Annotated in this window: 22 protein-coding genes; 6 read left to right on the top strand and 16 right to left on the bottom strand. The window is 54.5% G+C overall.

What is annotated here, in order from left to right; all coding sequences use genetic code 11:
* Positions 1-36 precede the first annotated feature (36 nt).
* The 9 genes from BM191_RS02005 to aspS all read right to left on the bottom strand — a co-directional run bounded on the left by BM191_RS02005 (position 37) and on the right by aspS (position 7,842).
* Entirely contained in the window at positions 37-594 is a 558-nt protein-coding gene (locus tag BM191_RS02005) for a TorD/DmsD family molecular chaperone (RefSeq protein ID WP_092874431.1), read from the bottom strand.
* Positions 587-1,354 (bottom strand): phosphatase, encoded by a 768-nt coding sequence (locus BM191_RS02000; RefSeq protein WP_092874428.1) that lies wholly within the window; start codon positions 1,352-1,354, stop codon positions 587-589. The genes BM191_RS02005 and BM191_RS02000 overlap by 8 nt, the downstream gene beginning before the upstream one ends.
* Before the next feature lie 55 nt (positions 1,355-1,409).
* A complete protein-coding gene (gene ghrA, locus BM191_RS01995; protein ID WP_092874425.1) occupies positions 1,410-2,351 on the bottom strand; it encodes a glyoxylate/hydroxypyruvate reductase GhrA in 942 nt (313 codons plus the stop codon).
* Between the two features lie 199 nt (positions 2,352-2,550).
* Positions 2,551-3,555 carry a Holliday junction branch migration DNA helicase RuvB gene (ruvB, locus tag BM191_RS01990; protein ID WP_092874422.1) on the bottom strand — a complete coding sequence of 335 codons (1,005 nt, stop codon included), beginning with the start codon at positions 3,553-3,555 and terminating at the stop codon, positions 2,551-2,553.
* Between the two features lie 7 nt (positions 3,556-3,562).
* Positions 3,563-4,180, bottom strand: coding sequence for a Holliday junction branch migration protein RuvA (ruvA, locus tag BM191_RS01985; RefSeq protein ID WP_092874418.1), 618 nt, complete (start codon positions 4,178-4,180; stop codon positions 3,563-3,565).
* A gap of 75 nt (positions 4,181-4,255) precedes the next feature.
* Positions 4,256-4,780, bottom strand: coding sequence for a crossover junction endodeoxyribonuclease RuvC (gene ruvC / locus BM191_RS01980; protein ID WP_092874414.1), 525 nt, complete (start codon positions 4,778-4,780; stop codon positions 4,256-4,258).
* Positions 4,781-4,817: 37 nt separating this feature from the next.
* The gene (locus BM191_RS01975; RefSeq protein WP_092874411.1) at positions 4,818-5,561 is read right to left on the bottom strand and encodes a YebC/PmpR family DNA-binding transcriptional regulator; all 744 of its coding nucleotides are present in this window, start codon (positions 5,559-5,561) and stop codon (positions 4,818-4,820) included.
* Positions 5,562-5,607: 46 nt separating this feature from the next.
* Entirely contained in the window at positions 5,608-6,039 is a 432-nt protein-coding gene (nudB, locus tag BM191_RS01970; RefSeq protein WP_092875185.1) for a dihydroneopterin triphosphate diphosphatase, read from the bottom strand.
* A 3-nt stretch (positions 6,040-6,042) separates the two neighbouring features.
* Complete coding sequence (gene aspS, locus BM191_RS01965; RefSeq protein WP_092874408.1) at positions 6,043-7,842, bottom strand: aspartate--tRNA ligase; 1,800 nt, start codon at positions 7,840-7,842, stop codon at positions 6,043-6,045.
* A 288-nt stretch (positions 7,843-8,130) separates the two neighbouring features.
* On the opposite strand from aspS, the gene BM191_RS01960 reads away from it, so the two are divergent.
* The 4 genes from BM191_RS01960 to cmoB all read left to right on the top strand — a co-directional run bounded on the left by BM191_RS01960 (position 8,131) and on the right by cmoB (position 11,515).
* Positions 8,131-8,697 (top strand): hydrolase, encoded by a 567-nt coding sequence (locus tag BM191_RS01960; RefSeq protein WP_092874405.1) that lies wholly within the window; start codon positions 8,131-8,133, stop codon positions 8,695-8,697.
* Between the two features lie 167 nt (positions 8,698-8,864).
* A complete protein-coding gene (locus BM191_RS01955) occupies positions 8,865-9,689 on the top strand; it encodes a DUF72 domain-containing protein (RefSeq protein ID WP_092874402.1) in 825 nt (274 codons plus the stop codon).
* Positions 9,690-9,806: 117 nt separating this feature from the next.
* Complete coding sequence (gene cmoA / locus BM191_RS01950; protein WP_092874399.1) at positions 9,807-10,547, top strand: carboxy-S-adenosyl-L-methionine synthase CmoA; 741 nt, start codon at positions 9,807-9,809, stop codon at positions 10,545-10,547.
* Positions 10,547-11,515, top strand: coding sequence for a tRNA 5-methoxyuridine(34)/uridine 5-oxyacetic acid(34) synthase CmoB (gene cmoB / locus BM191_RS01945; protein ID WP_092874396.1), 969 nt, complete (start codon positions 10,547-10,549; stop codon positions 11,513-11,515). Before cmoA ends, cmoB begins: the two co-directional genes overlap by 1 nt.
* A gap of 74 nt (positions 11,516-11,589) precedes the next feature.
* On the opposite strand, the gene BM191_RS01940 is transcribed toward cmoB, so the two are convergent.
* Together BM191_RS01940 and cutC are read right to left on the bottom strand one after the other, a co-directional pair.
* Positions 11,590-12,213 carry a LysE family translocator gene (locus BM191_RS01940; RefSeq protein WP_177203274.1) on the bottom strand — a complete coding sequence of 208 codons (624 nt, stop codon included), beginning with the start codon at positions 12,211-12,213 and terminating at the stop codon, positions 11,590-11,592.
* A 390-nt stretch (positions 12,214-12,603) separates the two neighbouring features.
* On the bottom strand, positions 12,604-13,359 hold the full coding sequence (cutC, locus tag BM191_RS01935; protein ID WP_092874390.1) for a copper homeostasis protein CutC: 756 nt from the start codon (positions 13,357-13,359) through the stop codon (positions 12,604-12,606).
* 91 nt (positions 13,360-13,450) lie between these two features.
* On the opposite strand from cutC, the gene BM191_RS01930 reads away from it, so the two are divergent.
* Positions 13,451-14,596, top strand: a complete 1,146-nt coding sequence (locus BM191_RS01930; RefSeq protein ID WP_092874387.1) for a MalY/PatB family protein — start codon at positions 13,451-13,453, stop codon at positions 14,594-14,596.
* A gap of 9 nt (positions 14,597-14,605) precedes the next feature.
* Here BM191_RS01930 and BM191_RS01925 read toward each other — a convergent pair whose 3' ends face one another.
* On the bottom strand, positions 14,606-15,166 hold the full coding sequence (locus BM191_RS01925; RefSeq protein WP_092874384.1) for a VOC family protein: 561 nt from the start codon (positions 15,164-15,166) through the stop codon (positions 14,606-14,608).
* A gap of 474 nt (positions 15,167-15,640) precedes the next feature.
* On the opposite strand from BM191_RS01925, the gene argS reads away from it, so the two are divergent.
* The gene (gene argS / locus BM191_RS01920) at positions 15,641-17,371 is read left to right on the top strand and encodes an arginine--tRNA ligase (protein ID WP_092874381.1); all 1,731 of its coding nucleotides are present in this window, start codon (positions 15,641-15,643) and stop codon (positions 17,369-17,371) included.
* 117 nt (positions 17,372-17,488) lie between these two features.
* Here argS and flhE read toward each other — a convergent pair whose 3' ends face one another.
* The 4 genes from flhE to cheZ form a co-directional block, all read right to left on the bottom strand.
* Positions 17,489-17,878: a flagellar protein FlhE gene (gene flhE / locus BM191_RS01915; protein WP_092875183.1), complete on the bottom strand. Its 390-nt coding sequence runs from the start codon at positions 17,876-17,878 to the stop codon at positions 17,489-17,491.
* Positions 17,879-17,895: 17 nt separating this feature from the next.
* A complete protein-coding gene (flhA, locus tag BM191_RS01910) occupies positions 17,896-19,983 on the bottom strand; it encodes a flagellar biosynthesis protein FlhA (protein ID WP_092874376.1) in 2,088 nt (695 codons plus the stop codon).
* Entirely contained in the window at positions 19,976-21,127 is a 1,152-nt protein-coding gene (gene flhB / locus BM191_RS01905; protein ID WP_092874373.1) for a flagellar biosynthesis protein FlhB, read from the bottom strand. The genes flhA and flhB overlap by 8 nt, the downstream gene beginning before the upstream one ends.
* A 183-nt stretch (positions 21,128-21,310) precedes the next feature.
* Positions 21,311-21,955 (bottom strand): protein phosphatase CheZ, encoded by a 645-nt coding sequence (gene cheZ / locus BM191_RS01900; RefSeq protein WP_092874370.1) that lies wholly within the window; start codon positions 21,953-21,955, stop codon positions 21,311-21,313.
* Positions 21,956-21,957: the final 2 nt, after the last annotated feature.

Here is a 21,957-nt window from a genome sequence, read left to right as displayed (position 1 = left end):
GCTTTCGCCACCACTCAGTGTGGTGGCGCACCGCGACTAGGCGTCGTCGTCCTGCTCTTCTAATTCTTCCCGCATCGCTTGAATAGCATCACGGGTTAGTGCGGCCAGCGTGCGATAAAACAGCGCAGTGGCATGCGCCTCCATCTTGCCGAGAAACACCCCACACCAGGGCATCAGGTAGTCATCGAACAGCGCTTTCTGAGCGTCAACAGAGACGGACTCCCCCTGATCTTCTAACCAGGATGATGCCAGCAATATCTGCCCGATGTGATCGGCAGGTGCCTCACTTAGCGGCATACCCTGCGCTTGTAAAAACTGACGAACCTTGGCCTCCTGTGGGCCGTTTTCCCAGTGCGAACCATAGGGTGAAACGCGACAATCCTCACCGACAAACAGCGCGTTATAATCGGTCGCCAGCGCCTGCGGATCGCTACTCTGCTGCAAACGCGTCAGTAAATCATCCTGCTCCAGTGGCCAGCTTTGCTTAAGCTTTCCATCCTGCAACAGGGTGAACAGCGGCACCAGCAGCGGGTCCTGCGGCTGGCGGTTAAATAGCGAGCCGAGAACGCGGCAAATGATGGAAAATTCATTCATCGATCGGTTTCCGTTGGGAGAATAATTGAGCAAATTCAGGGATAGTTTTACCGGTACGCTGCGCGAGAAACGACAGCAGGCGCTGCGGTGAAGCATTTAACACGCGTTCCTGCGGAAAATCCACTTCATTCATAATACGAATACAGTGTTCAAAATTACCGAGGGTGAACGCGGTATGCGAATCAGAGCCAAGGGCCAGCCATCCACCGGCCTGTTTTACTGCGGCAACTATCGCCCGACAGTTCGGCTCACTGCCGGCACGTGAGGTGGTAAATGAGGAATTATTTAACTCCAGTGCGACATCATATTGCGCGGCCGCCCGGGCAATCGCCGGGATATCTACCGGGTAACGCGGGTTACCGGGATGGCTGATAATATGTACCTTACCGCTGGCCATTGCGGCTATCATCGCGGCGGTGTTCGTCACTTTATCCTGCGGCAGCAGCACCGGCTCGTGGAAGCCAGCGATAATCATATCGACTGAGTCCATCATTGGTCCACTACAATCAATTTCACCGTGGATATTTTTAATATTCGCTTCAATACCACGCAGGATACCTACGCCATCCACCAGCCGTGGCCAGATGCGCATATTGACAAAATGCCAGTAATGCGGCGCATCGGCCATATCGGGGCCGTGATCGGTGATCGCCAGCAGCCTGATACCCACCTGTCTGGCCTGTAAAACATAGTCCCGCAGGGTACTGTAGGCATGGGTGCTGGCAAGGGTGTGCATATGTAAATCAACCGGATACTTCATCTGATCTCTCCTTAATAATCGGTAAGTTACTCCAGGCACCCTGCCTGAGCCAGGATTAATAGCCGAGTTGACGATCTACCCTGCCTGGCGGGATCTCACCGGCTTCGAGTTTAAGAATGGCGCTGGCTATGTCGTCCATCGCCGCTTCTGGCAGGGTGACCGCCGCGTTATGCGGCGTGATCGCCACTGCCGGATGACGCCAGAATGGGTGCTCCGTGCTCAGCGGTTCCGTGGCAAAAACATCAAGCGCCGCGCCGCCAATTTCGCCATCGTCCAGCGCAGCCAGCAGGTCCCCTTCGATCAGATGGGCACCGCGGGCAAGATTAAGAATAAAAGCGCCGTGCGGCAGCTGGCGCATCAACGCGCGATTAATTATCCCCACCGTCTGCGGCGTACTGGGCAGCAGATTTATCAGTACCTGGCTGCCACTGAGGAAAGCCTGCCGCTGATCATCACCGTAAAAACTGGTCACGCCGTCCAGCTGCTTAGCTGTCCGGCTCCAGCAACGCAACGGAAAGCCAAAAGGTCGCAGGCACTCCGCCACGCTTTTACCCAGCACCCCGGCCCCCATGATCCCAATGGAAAATTCGCTGTGACGACGCGGTTTAAGAGGATGCCAGTAGTGCTGCTGCTTTTGCTGCTGATACTCCGGAAAGCGCCGGAACCAGCCCAGTACGTGATAAAGCGCATATTCCTGCATCTGCAAAGCCATGCCGGTATCTTTGAGGCGGAACAGCGGAATCTGTGGCGCCAGCATGTCAGGGTGCAGTTTGAGCTGATCGAGAACGTCATCAACGCCCGCGCCAATAGCGAACAGCGCCTTTAAATCGTTTCGCCCTTGCAGCATTTCGACCGGCGGTTGGCGCACCAGCGCGTAGTCAGCCGGACCATCGTCCCCTGGCTGCCATAATCGCACGTGAGTCGATGGCAGCCGTTTTCTCATGCCACTGAGCCAGACTTCCGGGTTAAAGGAAGGGTGATAATAAATAATATCCATGCAGGACTCCTTTTTCTCTTAGGCTCGGAGAAAATGAGGTCGCAGGCAAGAAAAGATTATCAGCAGGCTAAGGATTTACGCTTCAGCCTGACGTTTTAACCTCTTCAGACTGTGAAATCGCGGATTTACCGAGGAGTAACTACAGATGAAATTCGTCGCGTCTGATGCAGCAGCAGCACTGCCTTAGACTATATGCCGACTAAGCTCCGCGGGTAATACCGAAATGACGGTATGCGTGTTGGGTCGCCATTCGTCCACGCGGAGTACGCTGGATGAACCCCTGTTGAATAAGGTAGGGCTCCAGCACGTCCTCAATAGTTTCACGCTCTTCGCCGATAGCCGCCGCCAGGTTATCCAGCCCGACCGGGCCACCGGTAAACTTATCGATAATCGCCAGCAGCAATTTGCGATCCATGTAGTCAAAGCCTTCAGTGTCAACGTTAAGCATATCCAGTGCCTTTGCCGCCACTTCGCCGCTCAGTTCGCCATCGGCACGCACTTCAGCGAAGTCGCGCACGCGGCGCAGCAAGCGATTGGCGATCCGCGGAGTACCGCGCGCCCGGCGCGCCACTTCCAGCGCGCCTTCAGATGAGAGGGCCAGACCGAGACAGCTGGCGCTGCGGGATACGATATGTTGCAGATCAGGCACCTGATAAAATTCGAGACGCTGTACAATGCCGAAACGATCGCGCAGCGGCGAAGTCAAAGAACCCGCACGCGTGGTAGCACCGATCAGTGTAAAAGGGGGGAGGTCCAGTTTGATAGAGCGGGCAGCCGGGCCCTCACCAATCATAATATCCAGCTGGTAATCTTCCATCGCTGGATACAGCACTTCTTCGACTACCGGTGAAAGACGGTGAATTTCGTCAATAAACAGCACATCGTGCGGTTCAAGATTGGTCAGCATCGCCGCCAGATCGCCGGCTTTTTCCAGCACCGGGCCAGACGTGGTACGCAGATTTACGCCCATTTCGTTAGCCACGATGTTTGCCAGGGTCGTTTTGCCCAGGCCTGGCGGCCCGAAGATCAGCAGATGGTCCAGCGCATCACCGCGCATTTTGGCTGCTTTAATGAAAATCTCCATTTGTTCGCGTACCACGGGCTGACCGACATACTCCTCCAGCCGCTTAGGGCGAATAGCCCTGTCAACTATCTCCTCGTCACTCACGGTGCCCGGTGCAACCAGGCGATCGGCTTCAATCATGCTTACCTCAGATGGCCGCGCGTAGCGCTTCGCGGATCAGCGTTTCACAATCGGCATCCGGCCGCCCTACTTTACTCACCATCCGACTGGCTTCCTGCGGTTTATACCCCAACGCCACCAACGCCGCAACGGCTTCAGATTCAGCATCATTGCTTGCCGTCGCCGCCGGGGATTCGCTGATCAGAGAGAATGCAGCATCCGGGGCAAACAGGTCGGCATGCATACCTTTAAACCGATCTTTCATTTCCACCACCAGACGTTCGGCGGTTTTTTTGCCGACACCTGGGATCTTCACCAGCGACGCGACTTCTTCGCGCTCAACGGCGGTGACGAACTGCTGTGCGGACATGCCTGAGAGGATCGCCAGGGCAAGTTTTGGCCCCACACCGTTAACCTTAATTAACTCGCGAAACAGTGCCCGTTCCGGTTTGCTGTTAAAACCAAACAGCAGCTGAGCATCTTCGCGCACCACCAGGTGGGTAAAAATAACCGCTTCATGATCCAGCGCTGGTAGCGCGTAAAAACAGGTCATCGGCATATGTACTTCATAGCCTACGCCATTGGCTTCCAGCAAAACCTGCGGTGGCTGTTTTTCCAGAACAATGCCTCTAAGACGACCGATCACCGTGTTTACCTTGTGCTAATGAAGAAGTGGATTGGTTATAACATAAAAAAGGCTGGATGAATATCCAGCCTGTCATCAGGAGCGCAACCGCCCTCGCGCAAGATTAAGTCGCGTTTCACTCAGCCGGTTGACGTTCTGACTAACGTGGCAATGTGTGATTGCGATAGCCAGCGCGTCAGCCGCGTCTGCCTGAGGGTTAGCGGGCAGCTTCAGCAATGTACGCACCATGTGCTGAACCTGGCTCTTTTCGGCGCTGCCGATGCCGACCACCGTTTGTTTGACCTGACGCGCGGCGTATTCAAACACCGCTAAATCAGCGTTTACCGCAGCGACAATCGCCGCGCCGCGCGCCTGTCCCAGCTTCAACGCTGAATCGGCATTTTTTGCCATAAAAACCTGTTCTACGGCGAAAAAGTCCGGGTTGAACTGGGTGATAATTTCACTGATCCCGGCGTAGATTAGCTTCAGGCGGGTGGGAAAATCAGTCACCTGAGTGCGAATGCAACCGCTGCCCAAATAGGTCAACTGTCTGCCCACCTGGTGGATGACGCCGTAGCCAGTCACCCGCGAGCCGGGGTCAATCCCCAAAATAATCGCCATTTCGCGTCTCCTGCCGCCCGCAGCTTAGCCATGACCCCTAAAGGGTTTCAGCTATTTCATCTGAGATCTCGCCATTATGATAGACCTCCTGCACGTCGTCGCAGTCTTCCAGCATATCAATCAAACGTAGCAGCCGGGGGGCCGTTTCGGCGTCCATTTCTGCTTTCGTCGACGGGATCATAGAGACCTCCGCACTGTCGGCTTTAAGGCCAGCCGCCTCGAGAACATCTTTTATCTGCCCTAACGCCTCCCAGGCAGTGAATACGTCGATCGCGCCGTCGTCGTAGCTGATGACATCTTCAGCACCCGCGTCCAGCGCGGCATCCATTACCGCATCCTCTTCCAGACCGGGCGCAAAGGAGATCACACCTTTTTTACTGAACAAGTAGGCAACGGAGCCATCTGTACCAAGGTTACCGCCCGTTTTGCTGAATGCATGGCGCACCTCGCCAACGGTACGATTACGGTTGTCGCTCAGGCACTCCACCATAATGGCTGAACCGCCCGGACCGTATCCCTCATAAATGATGGTTTCCATGTTGCTGTTATCATCGCCGCCCACACCGCGCGCAATAGCGCGATCCATCGTGTCACGGGTCATATTATTAGCCAGGGCTTTATCCATTGCTGCTCGCAGACGCGGGTTAGATCCCGGATCGCCACCGCCGAGTTTTGCTGCGGTAACCAGCTCGCGAATAACTTTGGTGAAGATTTTACCGCGCTTAGCATCCTGCGCTGCTTTGCGGTGTTTGGTGTTCGCCCATTTACTATGTCCGGCCATCGGGATATCTCTCTATAGGATACAAAGGCTAAATTACGCCACTCTATTAAATAAATGCTTCAATAGCCTGGCGATTACTCCAGGATTTTGTCAGCGCCGCGGCGGCTGTTTTATCCAGCCATCGCGCCGCCAGATGTTCACTCAGAATGACCTGCCGCTCATGCGGCAGGATCAGGCGAAACCAGTGCTCACGGTTGTGCGTAACATCAGGCGCGTAGCGATGACGAAACTGTGCAAAGATTTCGAACTCAATGCTGTGTTGCAGATCATCAAGCTGCAACCCTTCGCGCAGAATATCAATTGCCAGCTCCTCAAATACTTCACGAACGGCTGCCTGCACCGGCTGTTCGTTTGCCTCAAGGCTGCCCGTTACCGACTGCCAGAAACTGGCATCATCACGCCGTTGTAGCATGAGCACCCTTCCGGTCTCTGCCGCACCGATAACCACCAGCACCGAAACCGGCTGCTTGAAAGAGATCAATTACGCTTTGCCAGCGCCGGATTGCCGATTTTCCGCTTTGTATTTTTCCATAACCTGAACCCCTAAGTCTGCCAGTGCATCTTCATTGGCAAAACTTGGCGCTTCGGTCATCAGGCAGGCCGCCGCGGTAGTTTTAGGAAAAGCGATAACGTCCCGAATATTATCGGTTCCGGTTAACAGCATAACCAGTCGGTCAAGGCCGAAAGCCAGGCCTGCATGCGGAGGCGTACCGAACTTCAGCGCGTCCAGCAGGAAGCCGAACTTCTCCTGCTGCTCTTTTTCTTCAATGCCGAGAAGGCTGAATACCGTCTGCTGCATTTTACCGTTATGGATACGTACCGAACCGCCCCCCACCTCATACCCGTTAATCACCATATCGTAGGCATTTGCCACCGCCGATTCCGGGTCCTGACGCAGCGCTTCCGGGGACATATCACGCGGTGCGGTGAACGGATGGTGCATGGCTGCCAGTCCGCCTTGGTCATCGCTTTCGAACATTGGGAAATCAATCACCCACAGTGGCGCCCAGGCATTGGTATCAGTCAACTGCAGATCGCGTCCCAGCTTCAGACGTAAAGCACCGAGCGCATCCGCAACGACGTTAGCTTTATCAGCACCGAAGAAGAGCAGGTCGTCATCTTGTGCAGCCGTGCGCATCAGGATCGCCTCAATAATCTCTGCATTAAGGAACTTAGCCACCGGACTACTGATACCGTCAAGGCCCCTGGCACGTTCGTTCACTTTAATATAAGCCAGGCCCTTAGCACCGTAGGTTTCAATAAACTTAGCATAGTCATCGATTTGCTTACGGCTCAGCTGCGCCCCGCCCGGCACTCGCAGGGCCGCCACGCGCCCTTTTGCATCGTTGGCTGGCGCGGCGAATACCTTGAACTCAACCTCTTTGACCAGATCGGCGACGTCCACCAGCTCCATCGGATTACGCAGGTCTGGCTTATCTGAACCGAAGCGGCGAATCGCGTCGGCATATGTCATTATCGGGAAGTCCCCCAGATCGACCCCTTTGCTCTCCTGCCACAGTGCGCGGATCAGCGTTTCCATGATGACACGCACTTGTTCGGCGGTCATAAATGAAGTTTCAACATCAATTTGCGTAAATTCCGGCTGACGATCAGCACGCAAATCCTCATCACGGAAGCATTTAACAATCTGGTAATAGCGATCAAAACCCGACATCATCAGCAGCTGTTTAAATAGCTGAGGTGACTGCGGCAGCGCGTAAAACTTGCCTTTGTGCACCCGGCTGGGCACCAGATAATCGCGCGCCCCTTCCGGCGTCGCTTTCGTCAGCATCGGCGTTTCAATGTCGAGAAAACCATTGGCATCCATAAAGCGCCGCACAAAACTGGTGATACGTGCGCGCATTTGTAGCCGCTGCGCCATTTCCGGGCGACGCAGATCGAGATAGCGAAATTTCAGCCGCGCTTCCTCACTATTGGTCTGATTGGCATCCAACGGCAGCGGCTCGGCGCGATTAATGATCGTCAGCTCGGTGGCGAAAACTTCAACGCCACCGGTTGCCATATCGGGATTACGGTTCTTTTCTTCACGCGCGCGCACCGTGCCGGTGAGCGCAATGCAAAACTCATTGCGCAGCTCGGAAGCTAAATCAAACGCCTCTTTGCGGTCAGGATCGAAAAACACCTGAACAATCCCTTCACGGTCTCGCATATCAATAAAGATCAGACTGCCAAGATCGCGTCGACGATTAACCCAGCCACACAGCGTTACCTGCTGGCCTACGTGGGACAGGTTGAGCTGTCCGCAATAAAGAGTACGCATGAGGATATCCTTTTGACTTGCTGCTGTGGCATGAACCATGCCAGATTCTGTCGCCCTTCGTTTGAAGAGACGCTGCCGCGAAAAAGGCAGCCAGTATAATAGAAAAAAGCAGGCAGGATAAGAGCCAGACGCCGCCGGATAGCCGCGTTTCTTCACTGAGTTAACGGTTTGCTTTCTTACAATCATAATCGTTAACAAAATTGTACTTTCTTCAGGCGACGGCTTAGCGTCTGATAGATGCCCCTGAACGTTATCCCCCTTCTTGCGTTAACTATTTATGGAGTCACTATGCTGAAATTAGCAGCCACATCAACCGCACTGGTACTGATCGATTTACAGGAAGGTATCCTGCCTTTTGCCCGCAGTCCCCACAGCGCTGAGCAAGTTGTTAACCGTGCGGCCAGGCTGGCGGAAGCCTTTCGCGCACATCATGCACCGGTGATATTGGTACGCGTAGGCGCCTCTGACGATTTTGCCGACGCGCTCAAGCAGCCGGTTGATATGCCCATCCCCGGCGGGGTACTGCCGGATAACTGGTGGAACTATCCCCCTGCGTTGGGCAAAAAACCGAGCGACCTGGAAGTCACTAAACGTCAGTGGGGCGCGTTCTACGGTACGGATCTGGAGCTACAGCTGCGCCGCCGCAACATCGACACCCTCGTACTGGCGGGTATTTCGACCAATATCGGCGTCGAATCTACTGCCCGTAATGCCTGGGAACTGGGTTTTAATTTGGTTATCGCAGAAGACGTTTGCGCCGCTTCCAGTACCGAACAACACCATAGCAGTCTGCAGTGGATATTTCCGCGTATCGCCCGTGTTCGTCAGAGCGATGAAATTATCGCCGCGTTTTAAGATGCAGGGGCATCATGCGCCACCGAATTAACCCATCAGTGTTGCCTTTTCCACGGTCTGACTGACGTGTTTCATCTTCGGCCCGGTCCCAGGACTCCCGGTTGATTTGGGGGGGTGCAAACCGCCAGGTTAAACTGGCAGTGCCTGTATCTGATGAAGGATAAAACATGACCCGACCGAGGATCGGCCTGCCGCAGTGGCAACACCCTCAATGGAAACGTCTGGGCATGGAAACCCTTGCGGATTACGCGCGTTATTTTAACTGTGTTGAAGGCAACACCACGCTATATGCGCTGCCACGTGCGGAGATCGTCCGCCGCTGGCATGACATGACTGACGATGAATTTCGTTTTTGCTTCAAATTTCCCGCCGCCATCAGCCACCAGGCAGCGCTGCGTAACTGTCAGAAGTTGCTGACGGCGTTTTTTACGCTGATGGCCCCGCTGGAAGGACGCATCGGCCAGTACTGGCTGCAAATGCCAGCGGCCTTCTCACCGGCTGACTTGCCTACCCTGTGGGACTTTTTACTGCTGTTACCCACTGGATTTAGCTATGGGATCGAAGTTCGCCATCCGGAATTTTTTGCCAAAGGCGATGCTGAACGTCAGTTGAACCAGGGTCTGCACCAGCGCGGAGTTAATCGGGTGATCCTTGATACTCGTGCCATTCACAGCGCCATCCCCGCCAATCCGGCCATTATTGAAGCACAGCGCAAGAAGCCGCGTCTGCCCGTTCACGCACTGATGACCGCCGATCAGCCCATCATCCGTTTTATCGGCGGCGATGATCCGCTGGCGAACCTTGACGGGTTTGCCGCCTGGCTCAAGAAACTGCCAGACTGGTCGCAGCAAGGCACCCCCTGGCTGTTTATTCATACCCCTGATATTGCTTCAGCCCCAGCGCTGGTGCAGCATCTCTGGCCGCATTTACAACGTGTTCTACCTGCACTCGGACCGATGCCTGACTGGCCGCATCAGGTGAGTTTATTCTGAACATTCACGCTATCTCACATCCTCTTCGCCGGGATCAACGGCGTTCAGAACCGGATGCAGCCCGGCGCAGTTTCTGCCAGAATAGCGCCTTTACTGAAACCACCCGGTATAGGAACAATGTCTGACCGCGATACTCTGTTTTCGGCCCCCATTGCTCAGCTTGGCGACTGGACCTTTGATGAACGTGTAGCCGAAGTATTCCCTGATATGATCCAGCGCTCAGTGCCGGGCTATTCTACGATTATTTCCATGATTGGCATGCTGGCCGGACGCTTTGTTAGCGCCGGCTCACAGGTTTACGACCTCGGCTGTTCACTCGGTGCAGCAACGCTGTCGGTGCGCCGTAATATCAAGGCTGAAGGTTGCAGGATTATTGCCATCGACAACTCACCGGCGATGGTAGAGCGCTGCCGTCGTCATCTTGATGCTTTTCGGGCTGAAACGCCGGTAGAGGTACAGGAAGCGGATATTCGCGAGGTTAAGATCGAAAACGCCTCGTTGGTGATACTGAATTTCACGTTACAGTTCCTGCAGCCTGACGATCGCCTGGCGCTGTTGAAAAAAGTCTATTCCGGGCTGAATCCCGGCGGTGCGCTGGTACTCTCGGAAAAGTTCAGCTTTGAAGATCAAACGGTCGGCGATCTGTTGTTTGATATGCACCACGACTTTAAACGCGCTAACGGCTATAGCGAGCTGGAGATCAGCCAGAAACGCAGCATGCTGGAAAACGTGATGCTGACCGACAGCGTGGAAAGTCATAAAGCACGACTCTCAGCCGCAGGCTTTCAGCACGCGGGCGTCTGGTTTCAGTGCGTCAACTTTGGTTCACTGGTGGCCGTTAAGGAAAACCATAAGTAATGATAGATTTCGGCCTTTTTTATCAGCAAATTGCTACCGGACCGCTGGCGTTGTGGCTTGAAACGCTACCAGCCCAGCTCGGCAGCTGGCAGCGGGATGCACAGCACGGCCATTTTACCCGCTGGGAGCGCACGATTGAGCATCTGCCGCAGCCTGAGCCGGACGTCATTGATTTGCTGCACGGCGTCAGCGCCGACAGCACACATCTCAGCGAACGTCAGCGCCAGGGAATTGAAACGCTCTTACGTAATCTGATGCCGTGGCGCAAAGGCCCTTATTCGCTGTATGGCGTCAACATCAATACCGAATGGCGTTCAGACTGGAAATGGCAGCGAGTACTGCCACATATTTCATCACTAAGCGGCAAAACAGTGCTTGACGTAGGCTGTGGCAGTGGCTACCACATGTGGCGCATGGTGGGCGCTGGCGCACAGTTGGTGGTTGGCATAGATCCGATGCAGCTTTTCCTCTGCCAGTTCGAAGCGGTGCGTAAGCTACTGGGCAACGACCGCCGCGCTCATCTGCTACCGCTCGGCATTGAACAGCTGCCGACGTTGGAGGCGTTCGATACGGTATTTTCTATGGGCGTGCTGTACCACCGCCGCTCGCCGCTCGACCATCTGATACAGTTAAAAAATCAGTTGCAAAGTGGCGGCGAGCTGGTACTTGAAACGCTGGTGATTGCAGGCAACGATCGCGAGATACTGGTGCCTGGCGAGCGCTACGCACAGATGCGCAACGTTTATTTTATCCCCTCAACCGGCGCGCTGAAAAACTGGCTGGAAAAATGCGGTTTTGTTGATGTGCGCATCGTTGACTGCGCATTAACCTCGGTTGAAGAGCAGCGTCGGACAGACTGGATGACCAGCGAATCACTGGCGGAGTTTCTCGATCCTGATGACACGAGCAAAACCGTTGAAGGCTATCCGGCACCGCTGCGCGCGGTACTGATCGCCACCAAACCCTGAGAGCGCTATCAGCCGGGAACAGTAATTAGCCATCGTCGACAACGCCGCTAATCCGTGAACGCCTCCCGACAAGCCTAGCGTCGGGAGAGCGCCAGACTGGCGGCAAAACCGATAAATACCAGCCCCGTCAGGCGATCCATCACTTTCATCACCGCCGGACGACGCAGATGTCCGGCAAAATAGTGCGTTGAGGCAATCAGTACCGCCGACCAGCTCAGACCAATGACAACATGGGTCGTCGCCATAGCAATGCTCCAGAGCGCAACGGACGCGTCCGCCGGGATAAACTGTGGTAGAAAAGAGATATAAAACACCCCAACTTTCGGGTTAAGTAAGTTGCCAAGAAACCCTTTCATAAAAAACGCACCGTAACCACGACGACGGTGAGTATCCGCTTGCGGCGCTACCAGCACGCTACGTGGACGCCAGAGCAACCCCAGTCCCAGCCAGAGTAAATAGGCTGCTCCGGCAATTTTTATCAGATTATAGGCCAGCTCTGAGGCCAGTAGCAGCGCACCAAGGCCAAAACCAACCGCTGTCCCCCAGACCAGGCACCCCATATTGATGCCCAGCGCGGTCATGGCAGCTTTGCGCCAGCCATTCACTGCAGAAGTTCGTAATACTAACGCGGTGTCAAAACCGGGTGTCAGTATAAGGATGGTGATAGCAATTAAAAATGAAATGATAGAAACGACCACTGACACCTCCATAAAAGCAAATAATCAAGCCGGAATTCCATTGCGGCTTTCAATTAATAACCGTCGCAACGCGGGTCCTTTTATCTTGTTACGAGGTTGAACAGCGTTCTATTTACCATGCTCTGCATGAATTTAACAATGAGATAAACGAAAATAGCGGCCTGCGTCATTATGAGATGTTCTGTCAGGACAGAACATCAGGTTCTGCATAACCCAGGCTTATTCACGTTATTAAAACCCGCCGGTTTTCTTACGCGGGTCTGGCGGATAATCAGTTGCTCACCCCTCTGCGCTAATTTTTTGCGCCAGCTTAAAAAAAACCCCAACAAAACGCTGGGGTTTGGTACTGGCAAACATCACGTCAGAGTTGGCGTGCTGTGCGGCTAAGGGTTAGGTTGCTACTGCCAGAGTGTGCGATGTCATAACATTTTTCATCGCCTCGACCATTACTCCGTCAACGCTCTGCCGGGTAAATTCATCGGTTTCGCTGTTGGAGCACATGGTGACCCCGGCTTTGCGATAACGCATCGACGAACCCACCTGCTGGCTGGCAGAGCTGTGCAGCTCCTCTATTCCGGCATCAAGAAATTTCGTGATATTACTTAGACGGACGCCTGCACCTGCCATAATTATCGGACCGCAGCTCAGGGCAGTTAGTTCCCTTAGTAATCCAAGCCCAATTTCTGCGCTCTGCTGTTGACCTGATGTAAGAATACGTGCAACGCCAAGATCGCTCAGCTGTTGCAGCGCAATGGCTGGGTTATGACAAAGATCAAACGCCCGGTGGAAAGTGACCGCCATGCCTTCACACAGCCTCATCAGAATGCGCATACGTGTCATATCAATGTGTCCATCGTTATCCAGTATGCCAACAACCAGGCCGCTGAATCCCAACTCTTTAACCAGTGCGATATCTTCACAGATAACCGCAAACTCATTAGCCGAATAACAAAAATCCCCGCCTCGCGGTCGAATGATAGGATGAACCGGCAACGTCAGCTGCTGACGCGCCTGACGTAGCATTCCGGCCGATGGCGTCAACCCACCTTCTGAAGGCGCAGCGCAAAGCTCTACCCTGTCAGCACCTGCTTTCTCTGCTTGCAACGCACAATCCACGCCGAAGCAGCAAACCTCAAGTTTTGCCATGCCAACCCTCCACATTCAGGTCAATGTCTGTTGTCTATTTTTGCCATCGAGATTAGGCTTCTGGATATAGATTCTACCGGGACACTGCATCATGACATTCAATTTTGATCAGCGAATAGACCGCCGTCACAGCGATAGCCTCAAGTGGGCGAAATATGGGGAGCGTGACATCCTGCCACTGTGGGTGGCAGACACCGATTTTCGTTCGCCCGAATGCATTATCAGTTCGCTTCATGAGCGCGTCAGCCACGGTGTTTTCGGTTATGGCAAAGAGCCGATTGCGCTGACAGAAACCGTTGTTGAGCGCATGGCCTGTCGCCATCAGTGGCACATAGAGCCAGAGTGGGTGATTATTCTGCCTGGCATCGTCAGCGCCCTGAATATCAGTGTACGTGCGTTGACGTCTCCGGGTGAAAGTACCATCGCCCCCACCCCTATCTATCCGCCCTTTCGCAGCGCCGCATCGTTAGCGTCACGCGGGCAAATTAATGCGCAGATGCGACAGGACAAGGACGGGCGCTGGCTGATGGATCTGGCGGCGCTGGAACCGCAATTACAGGGCCACGAAAAACTGCTGATGCTTTGCAATCCACATAATCCCGGCGGCACCGTCTATCGTCGCGAGGAGCTGGAGGCACAGCTGGCTTTTGCCCGGCGTCATGATCTGCTGGTCTGTTCAGATGAGATCCATTGCGATCTAATACTGGAACCGGGCATCAGCCACACGCCTTTCGCCAGCCTCAGTGAGGATGCAGCGGCGCGCAGTATTACGCTTATTTCGCCTTCTAAAACCTTTAATATTGCCGGGCTGGGTGCCTCTGTGGCCATTATCCCCGACCCGGAGCTTCGCAAGCGCTTTATTAAAGCCCGTAGCGGTATTGTTCCTCAGGTAGACGTTCTGGCGATCGTCGCCGCTACGGCAGCATGGCGTCACGGGCAAAGCTGGCTTGATGCCCAACTTGACTATCTGCTGACCAGTCGCGACCTGCTGGTCAGCGCAGTCAATCAGCTGCCCGGGTTGCGGATGAATGCGCCGGAAGCAACCTATCTCGGCTGGATTGACTGCCGGGACATGCAGCTCGACAACCCTGCGCTATTTTTCGAAAAACAGGGACTGGGATTTTCGTCCGGACGGGAGTTTGGTGACGACGGCTATGTCCGTTTTAACTTTGGCTGTTCCCATGGCCTGCTGGCTGAAGCCATACACCGGATGCACGTCGCCGTCATCAACGCCTGATTCGATGATTTACCCTTCGCTGGCGAGAATCTCCTTGAGCGACCAGGGATGAAACTTAATTGTCACCTCGCCATCAGTCACGCCCAGCGTCGGGTTCGGCAAGCGCTCGCACTCACCTCTCGGCGCGCTGGTTTTAAAAGAGATACCGGGCTGAATTAGCCCGGTATCAGAAAACAGCGCCATCGCACGCTGCCCGAGACTTTCCGCCTCACCACGCAAAACAAATTCAACGTGTTCCCAGCCATCGTGCCGGTAACGTTTCTCTCCCGGCCAGGGCAGCTCAATAACATAGATATCCTTACCCTGAACATCCAGCGGTAGCGGCAGTTCAAACAGCGCGATGGGGCGAGCATTGATTATTTTCTCCGACAGCAGGGTGCCGCACTGCAAAAAACCGCTTCTCCAGCGCTCAGCGGTACTGACCTGCTGGCAGCGTAAGGCAATGTGATCGGCTTCAAGAACCGCCAGATCCAGTGATAAACGGTCGGCGAGCAGGGCTAGCGCCTGGTTAAAATGCACAAGATCATCAATCAGGTCCTGTAACTGTTCAACATCCTGCCACTTTTTCATCGTTTTCCCGTTGGATTCTTTATTGGTTTTTCGCACCGCTTAACGCATCAAAATACCGCCCTGCTTTATCGTTGAGTAAAAAAGTAACTGGCGGCAGCAACAATATTACTCTTTTTAAAAGATTATCAGTACTGCCATTCAAAGGGCTGCTGTAAGTTGATATTGTGATAGATTGCTAGCACTGGCCCAGTGGGGCTGCCTCCGATCTGGTGATCGGTCACAGGCGACAAATCAGGCAATGCCGGAAGTTAAGCTGCCGGTGGGGATGGGTAACATTCCGCCGCAGACAGCGTTTTTTCTTCGTGCTGCGCTATTATTCAGCGCCGCGCGCGATGGGCGAATAACGACACCCAGAATAAAAGTCAGTATACTTCGGTCTCATTTTTAACGTTGCCAGTCACCAGATGATGACAACGGATTAATTCAACCACTTGCGGTTTAACGCAAATTTGATGTGAATGTTAAGGTAACCCGGTGAATATTCAGGCTCTTCTTACAGAAAAAGTCAGTCAGGCAATGATTGCGGTTGGTGCGCCCGCCGATTGTGAACCTCAGGTGCGTCAGTCAGCAAGGCCGCAATTTGGTGATTATCAGGCAAATGGTGTTATGGCCATCGCCAAAAAACTGGGTATGCCGCCGCGACAACTGGCCGAACAACTGTTAGAAAAGCTCGATCTGACGGGAATTGCCGAAAAAGTCGAGATCGCAGGCCCCGGTTTTATTAATATTTTTCTTGCACGTGACTGGCTGCAATTACAGATTGACAGTGCGTTATCCTCGCCACGCCTTGGCATTCCGCAGGAAAAGCCGCAAACCATCGTGATTGATTATTCGGCGCCAAACGTCGCAAAAGAGATGCACGTAGGTCACGTTCGTTCAACCATCATTGGCGATGCCGCCGCCCGTACCCTCGGCTTTCTGGGCCACAAGGTTATCCGCGCCAATCACGTTGGCGACTGGGGCACGCAGTTCGGTATGCTGATTGCTTTTCTTGAAAAGAAACAGAACGAAAATCACGAAGAAATTGCTTTGGCCGATCTGGAAAATTTTTACCGTGAAGCGAAACGTCACTACGACGAAGATCCAGAATTTGCTGAGCGCGCACGCCGTTACGTCGTCAAATTACAGGGCGGTGACGAATACTGCCGCAAAATGTGGAAATGCCTGGTTGACATTACGATGGCGCAAAACCAGAAGGTCTACGATCGCCTGAACGTCACCCTACAGCGCGATGACGTTATGGGCGAAAGCTTATATAACGCTATGCTGCCGGGCATAGTTTCAGACCTGAAAGCGAAAGGGCTGGCGGTGGAAGATGATGGCGCAACCGTGGTTTACCTTGATGAATTTAAAAATAAAGAAGGTGAACCGATGGGGGTTATCATCCAAAAAAAGGATGGCGGTTACCTCTACACCACAACCGATATCGCCTGCGCTAAATACCGTTATGAAACGTTGCACGCCGATCGCATACTCTATTACATTGACTCTCGTCAGCATCAGCACCTGATGCAGGCGTGGACCATCGTACGTAAAGCGGGCTATGTACCAACCTCCGTTCCGCTTGAACACCATGCATTTGGCATGATGCTGGGCAAAGACGGCAAACCGTTCAAAACCCGCGCCGGCGGGACTATCCGGCTATCTGATCTTCTGGATGAAGCGGTCAGCCGCGCCCGCACGCTGATCGCCGATAAGAATCCCGATATGTCTGACAGCGAGCTGTCGCAAATGGCAGAAGTTGTGGGCATCGGCGCAGTGAAATATGCTGACCTTTCCAAAAGTCGCACCACGGACTACATCTTCGACTGGGATCTGATGCTGGCGTTTGAAGGCAACACCGCCCCTTACATGCAGTATGCCTATACCCGCGTGATTTCTGTTTTCCGCAAGGCGGGCATTGACGAAAACAGCGTTCAGGGTGCGGTTATCATCGGCGAGCCACGTGAGGCATCGCTGGCCGCACGCCTGCTGCAATTTGAGGAAACGCTGCTACAGGTTGCCCGTGACGGCACACCACATCTGATGTGCGCCTATCTTTACGATCTGGCTGGCCTGTTCTCCAGTTTCTATGAGCACTGTCCAATCCTTGCCGCTGCTGAGGAAGCCACGCGTAACAGTCGCCTCAAGCTGGCGCTGCTGACGGCGAAAACCCTCAAGCTGGGCCTCGATATGCTGGGTATTCGTACCCTCGAGCGCATGTAATAATTGGCGCTTTCATGAAAAAGGCGCATCCGCAGAGGCGCTTTTTTTGCTGTATCCCCGTCAGCCTTTCGCGTTGTTGATCCCGCCTGACGGCGCTTTTCCATTGCCCCGGCGTTCTTACTGGCTGTAGTTGACCATGATCTGATTGCTTTTAACCCGCAACGTCGGCCAGAGACGCCCGGCTCCTTCAACCTGGTAGATAAAACGTAAGGTTTCTCCTGCTGGTACGTTGGTCAAACCGCGTGTTTCACCGCTTTGCCCCTCAAGGATTGCGCAGCGGGTGCGGCTACACAAACGCACTATCAGCCCCACCGGTGCCGGCGCAGACAGCTCGTAGCGCCACCCGATGGTCGTCATGGTGCCTTTCACTGCATACGGCGGTGAAAGCGGGCGCGAAGAGGCAGCCACGCCGCGATTATCCAGTGACGGACCGATATCCGATGATTGCCAGGCACCGCCCTTCGCCGCCAGAACCAGGCATGGCGCCAGCAGCAGGCCAGAAAATATGGCAGGCAGTTTTTTTATCACTCCAGCCCCCCGAGGGTTGCCGTCATACGGATTTGCCGGTTATCACTCAGCTCAAGATTTGACAGCACCGCCAGCTGAGGCAGATTACGCCGCAGAAAGCGGGAAAGCAGCGCGCGCAACGGATGATTGACCAGCAGCACCGGCGGAGCGCCAAGAGACTCCTGACGTTGCAATGCCTGCGATGTCTGATCCAACAGCCGCTCGGCAAGACCGGGTTCCAGACCACCACCACCCTGCATTGCCTGTAACAACAATCGTTCGAGGGTGGTATCCAGACCTATCACCTGAACCTCGCCATGACCTGGAAACCACTGCTGAGTGATAGCCCGGCCCAGCGCAACGCGCACCACGCTGGTCAGCTCCTGGGCGTCGCTCTGCACCGGCGCATGTTCCGCCAGCGTTTCGATGATGGTACGCATATCGCGGATCGCAACCCGCTCAGACAGCAGGTTTTGCAACACCTTATGCAGGGTAGTTAGCGTCACTACCCCGGGCACAAGATCTTCGGTCAGTTTGGGCACTTCACTGGATACGCGATCCAGCAGCTGTTGAGCTTCCTGACGACCAAAGAGCTCGCTGGCGTATTGACCGATGAGATGATTGAGGTGGGTGGCAACAACGGTACTGGCTTCAACCACCGTGAAGCCCTGCGTTTGCGCCTGCTCTTTAAGCGCACTGTCAATCCATACCGCCGCCAGACCAAAGGCCGGATCGACCGTGGGTTCACCGGGCAGTGAACCTGCGGCCGTACCGGGATTAATTGCCATCCAACGCCCCGGATAGGCGTCACCGCTACCTATCTCCACCCCTTTCATCAGAATACGATAGCGCGCGGGCGGCATATCCATATTGTCGCGAATATGCACCACCGGCGGCAGGAATCCCATTTCCTGGGCAAATTTCTTACGGATGCTGCGGATGCGTCCCAGCAGTTCGCCATTTTGCTGATGGTCAACCATGGGGATCAGACGATAGCCCACTTCCATCCCCAATGAATCTTCCAGCTGAACGTCGGTCCATGAAGCTTCGACGGCGCCTGAAGCGGCTTCTCCTGCGGGCTTGATCACTTGCGGTACGGCCTGCGGCTTGATCTGCTTTCCGCGCATGTACCAGGCGAGACCAAGCAGCCCGGCGGTAAACAGTAAAAAGACCAGGTTTGGCATACCGGGAACCAGCCCCAACAATCCAAGTACCCCGGCGGAAAGTAGCATTACCCGCGGGTTGTTAAACAGCTGGGTGACCATCTGTTCGCCCACGTCCTGCTCAGTGCTGACGCGGGTGACAATAACGCCGGCTGCGGTAGAAATCACCAGGGCGGGGATCTGGGCAACCAGACCGTCACCGATAGTCAGCAATGTATAGCTGCGCGCCGCGTCACTGAACGGCAAACCGTGCTGCACGACCCCTACCAGCAGACCACCGATCAGATTGATCACCATGATCATAATGCCGGCGATGGCATCGCCACGCACAAACTTACTGGCCCCGTCCATTGAACCGTAGAAATCAGCTTCCTGAGTCACTTCTGAACGACGATTTTTCGCTTCTTCCTCGCCGATAATACCGGCGTTCAGGTCAGCATCGATAGCCATCTGTTTGCCGGGCATACCGTCGAGCACAAAACGCGCGCCGACTTCGGCGATACGCCCAGCACCCTTCGTAATGACCATGAAGTTGATGATGACCAGGATAATAAATACCACGATACCGATGGCGAAATTACCGCCGACCAGGAAGTGGCCAAACGCTTCAACCACACGTCCCGCCGCCGCCGCACCGGTATGGCCTTCCAGTAGAATAATGCGGGTAGAGGCGACGTTGAGCGACAATCGTAGCAGCGTTGAGAACAGCAGAATGGTGGGAAAGGCGGCAAACTCCAGCGTGCGCTGGGTGAACATCGCCACCAGCAACACCATAATCGACAGCGCAATATTAAAAGTAAACAGCAAATCAAGGACAAAAGGTGGCAGTGGAAGCACCATCATCGACAGAATCAGCAAAATAAGTACCGGTCCGGCCAGCACCTGCCATTGCGTCTGTTTAACATTGTCGGGTAAGCGTAATAAAGCGGCCAGATTAGCCATCAGTTTTTGTCTCGCTTGCAAAGTCCAGTGCTTCTGGCACCGGCAGATTTTCAGGTTTCTTCGGTATCAGGCCACCTTCCCGTCGCCAGCGGCGCAGCTGCCAGACCCAAGCCAGCACTTCCGCCACGGCGGCGTACAGCGTACCGGGGATGTGTTGACCAATCTCACTATGACGATAAAGCGCCCGTGCTAACGGCGGGGCTTCGAGAATTGGAATACGGTTTTCTGTACCCAGTTCGCGAATACGCAGTGCGATCTCCCCTGCGCCTTTCGCCAGCACTTTAGGGGCGCTCATTCTGCTTTCAACGTACTGCAGCGCGACCGCATAATGTGTCGGGTTGGTAACGATAACATCAGCTTTTGGTACGTCGGCCATCATGCGGCGGCGTGCGGCGGCGCGCATCGCCTGGCGTATACGCCCTTTAATATGCGGATCGCCCTCCTGGCTTTTAAATTCATCCCGAATTTCCTGACGCGTCATGCGCAGGTTTTTGTAATAGCTGTAGAGCTGCCAGAAAACGTCGAACCCGACCATTGGCAGCAGACCAAGCACCACCAGCATGCTGCACATCGCCAGCATGTTAAGCGCCCCTGTTAGCGCAGTGACCGGTGATTCGCTCATCAAATGCAGCATTACCGGCCATCTTGTCCAGATGTACCATCCGGTTACCACGCCGACCAGCACCGCTTTCAGAACCGACTTCAGCAGTTCGGCAAATGTCTGAGCAGAAACAATTCGCCCGAGTCCGGATAGCGGATTAAGCCGGGTGAGATCGACATTGATCGCTTTGCCGCTAATGACGATACCGCCAAGCAGCATCGGGGCCGCTATCGCCATCAAAACCAGCCCCAGCATCATCGGTACGATGGCACCAACGGCACGCATTGCCAGGTGCGCCAGCTGAATCAACATGCGGTGGTCGTCTTTCAGTAGCGCCTGATTAAAGCTCAGACCGTCTGACAACATGCCGCCCAACTCATGCGCCATATGTTCGCCACCTACCCATAAAATCCCCAAGCCGGCAAAGAGCATCAGAAACGAAGTCAGCTCCCGCGAACGCGGGATCTTTCCCTCTTCACGAGCTTTCTCCAGGCGGTGAGGGGTTGCGGATTCTGTTTTTTCCTCGTCGCTATCCTCAGCCACTGTGTGTTACCTACGCTGCTGTAAAGTGATAGGGGCATTTTGCCGGAAAACCAGCCGGAATAATGGCGAGAGAAAACGCGTAAATAAGAGGTATTTCCGCTAATCAGATAGCCGGAAATGGATAACAGTGGGATGGTGGGGACACCCGGTCCCCGTCCGCGTGTAGCAGCTCAGCCTGGTGGATCAGAAGCCCAGGCTGTCGAGTAAGTCATCGACCTGCGCCTGGTTTGCTACCACCCCCTCAGCATCCGCATGGATCTGCGGACCGTTGAGCAGGCTGGCGTTATCCTTCACTTTGCTGGTGACGTCGTGCGGCATATTATCGATGAGCACCATCAACAGTTCGCGCTCGATCGCCTGGACCACGTCGTTCATACGCTTTATGACCTGGCCGGTCAGATCCTGAAAATCCTGGGCCATCATGATTTCCATCAACTGCGCGTTGGTAAAGGCGGTATGCTGCGGCACCTCAGACAGAAATGAACGGGTATCGGTTACCAGCGAGCGTGCATCAGCCAGCTCAACCGGATGTTCAAACCATTCATCCCAACGCGCAGAAAGCGTCTTAGCGCTATTTTCCATCATATTCTGGCGCGGCTGCGTATCATCAACGGCATTCAGCACCCGTTCGGCTGCCTGGCTGGTCATTTTGACCACATAATCCAGCCGGTCACGCGCATCGGGGATGGCCTCCGCGGCCTCGGCGATTGCCCGTTCCAGCCCAAGATCGCGCAGGCTTTCACGCAACATGCGAGTCAGGGAGCCAATGCGGGCAATGATATCATGCGCCGACGCGGCCTCGTCGTTCTGTTTAGCAGGTTCGCTCATGA

This window comes from Izhakiella capsodis, from assembly GCF_900115045.1.
GTDB lineage: Bacteria > Pseudomonadota > Gammaproteobacteria > Enterobacterales > Enterobacteriaceae > Izhakiella > Izhakiella capsodis.
The sequence above is the reverse complement of the archived record's forward strand: the minus strand, read 5'-3'. Positions and strand labels throughout refer to the sequence as shown.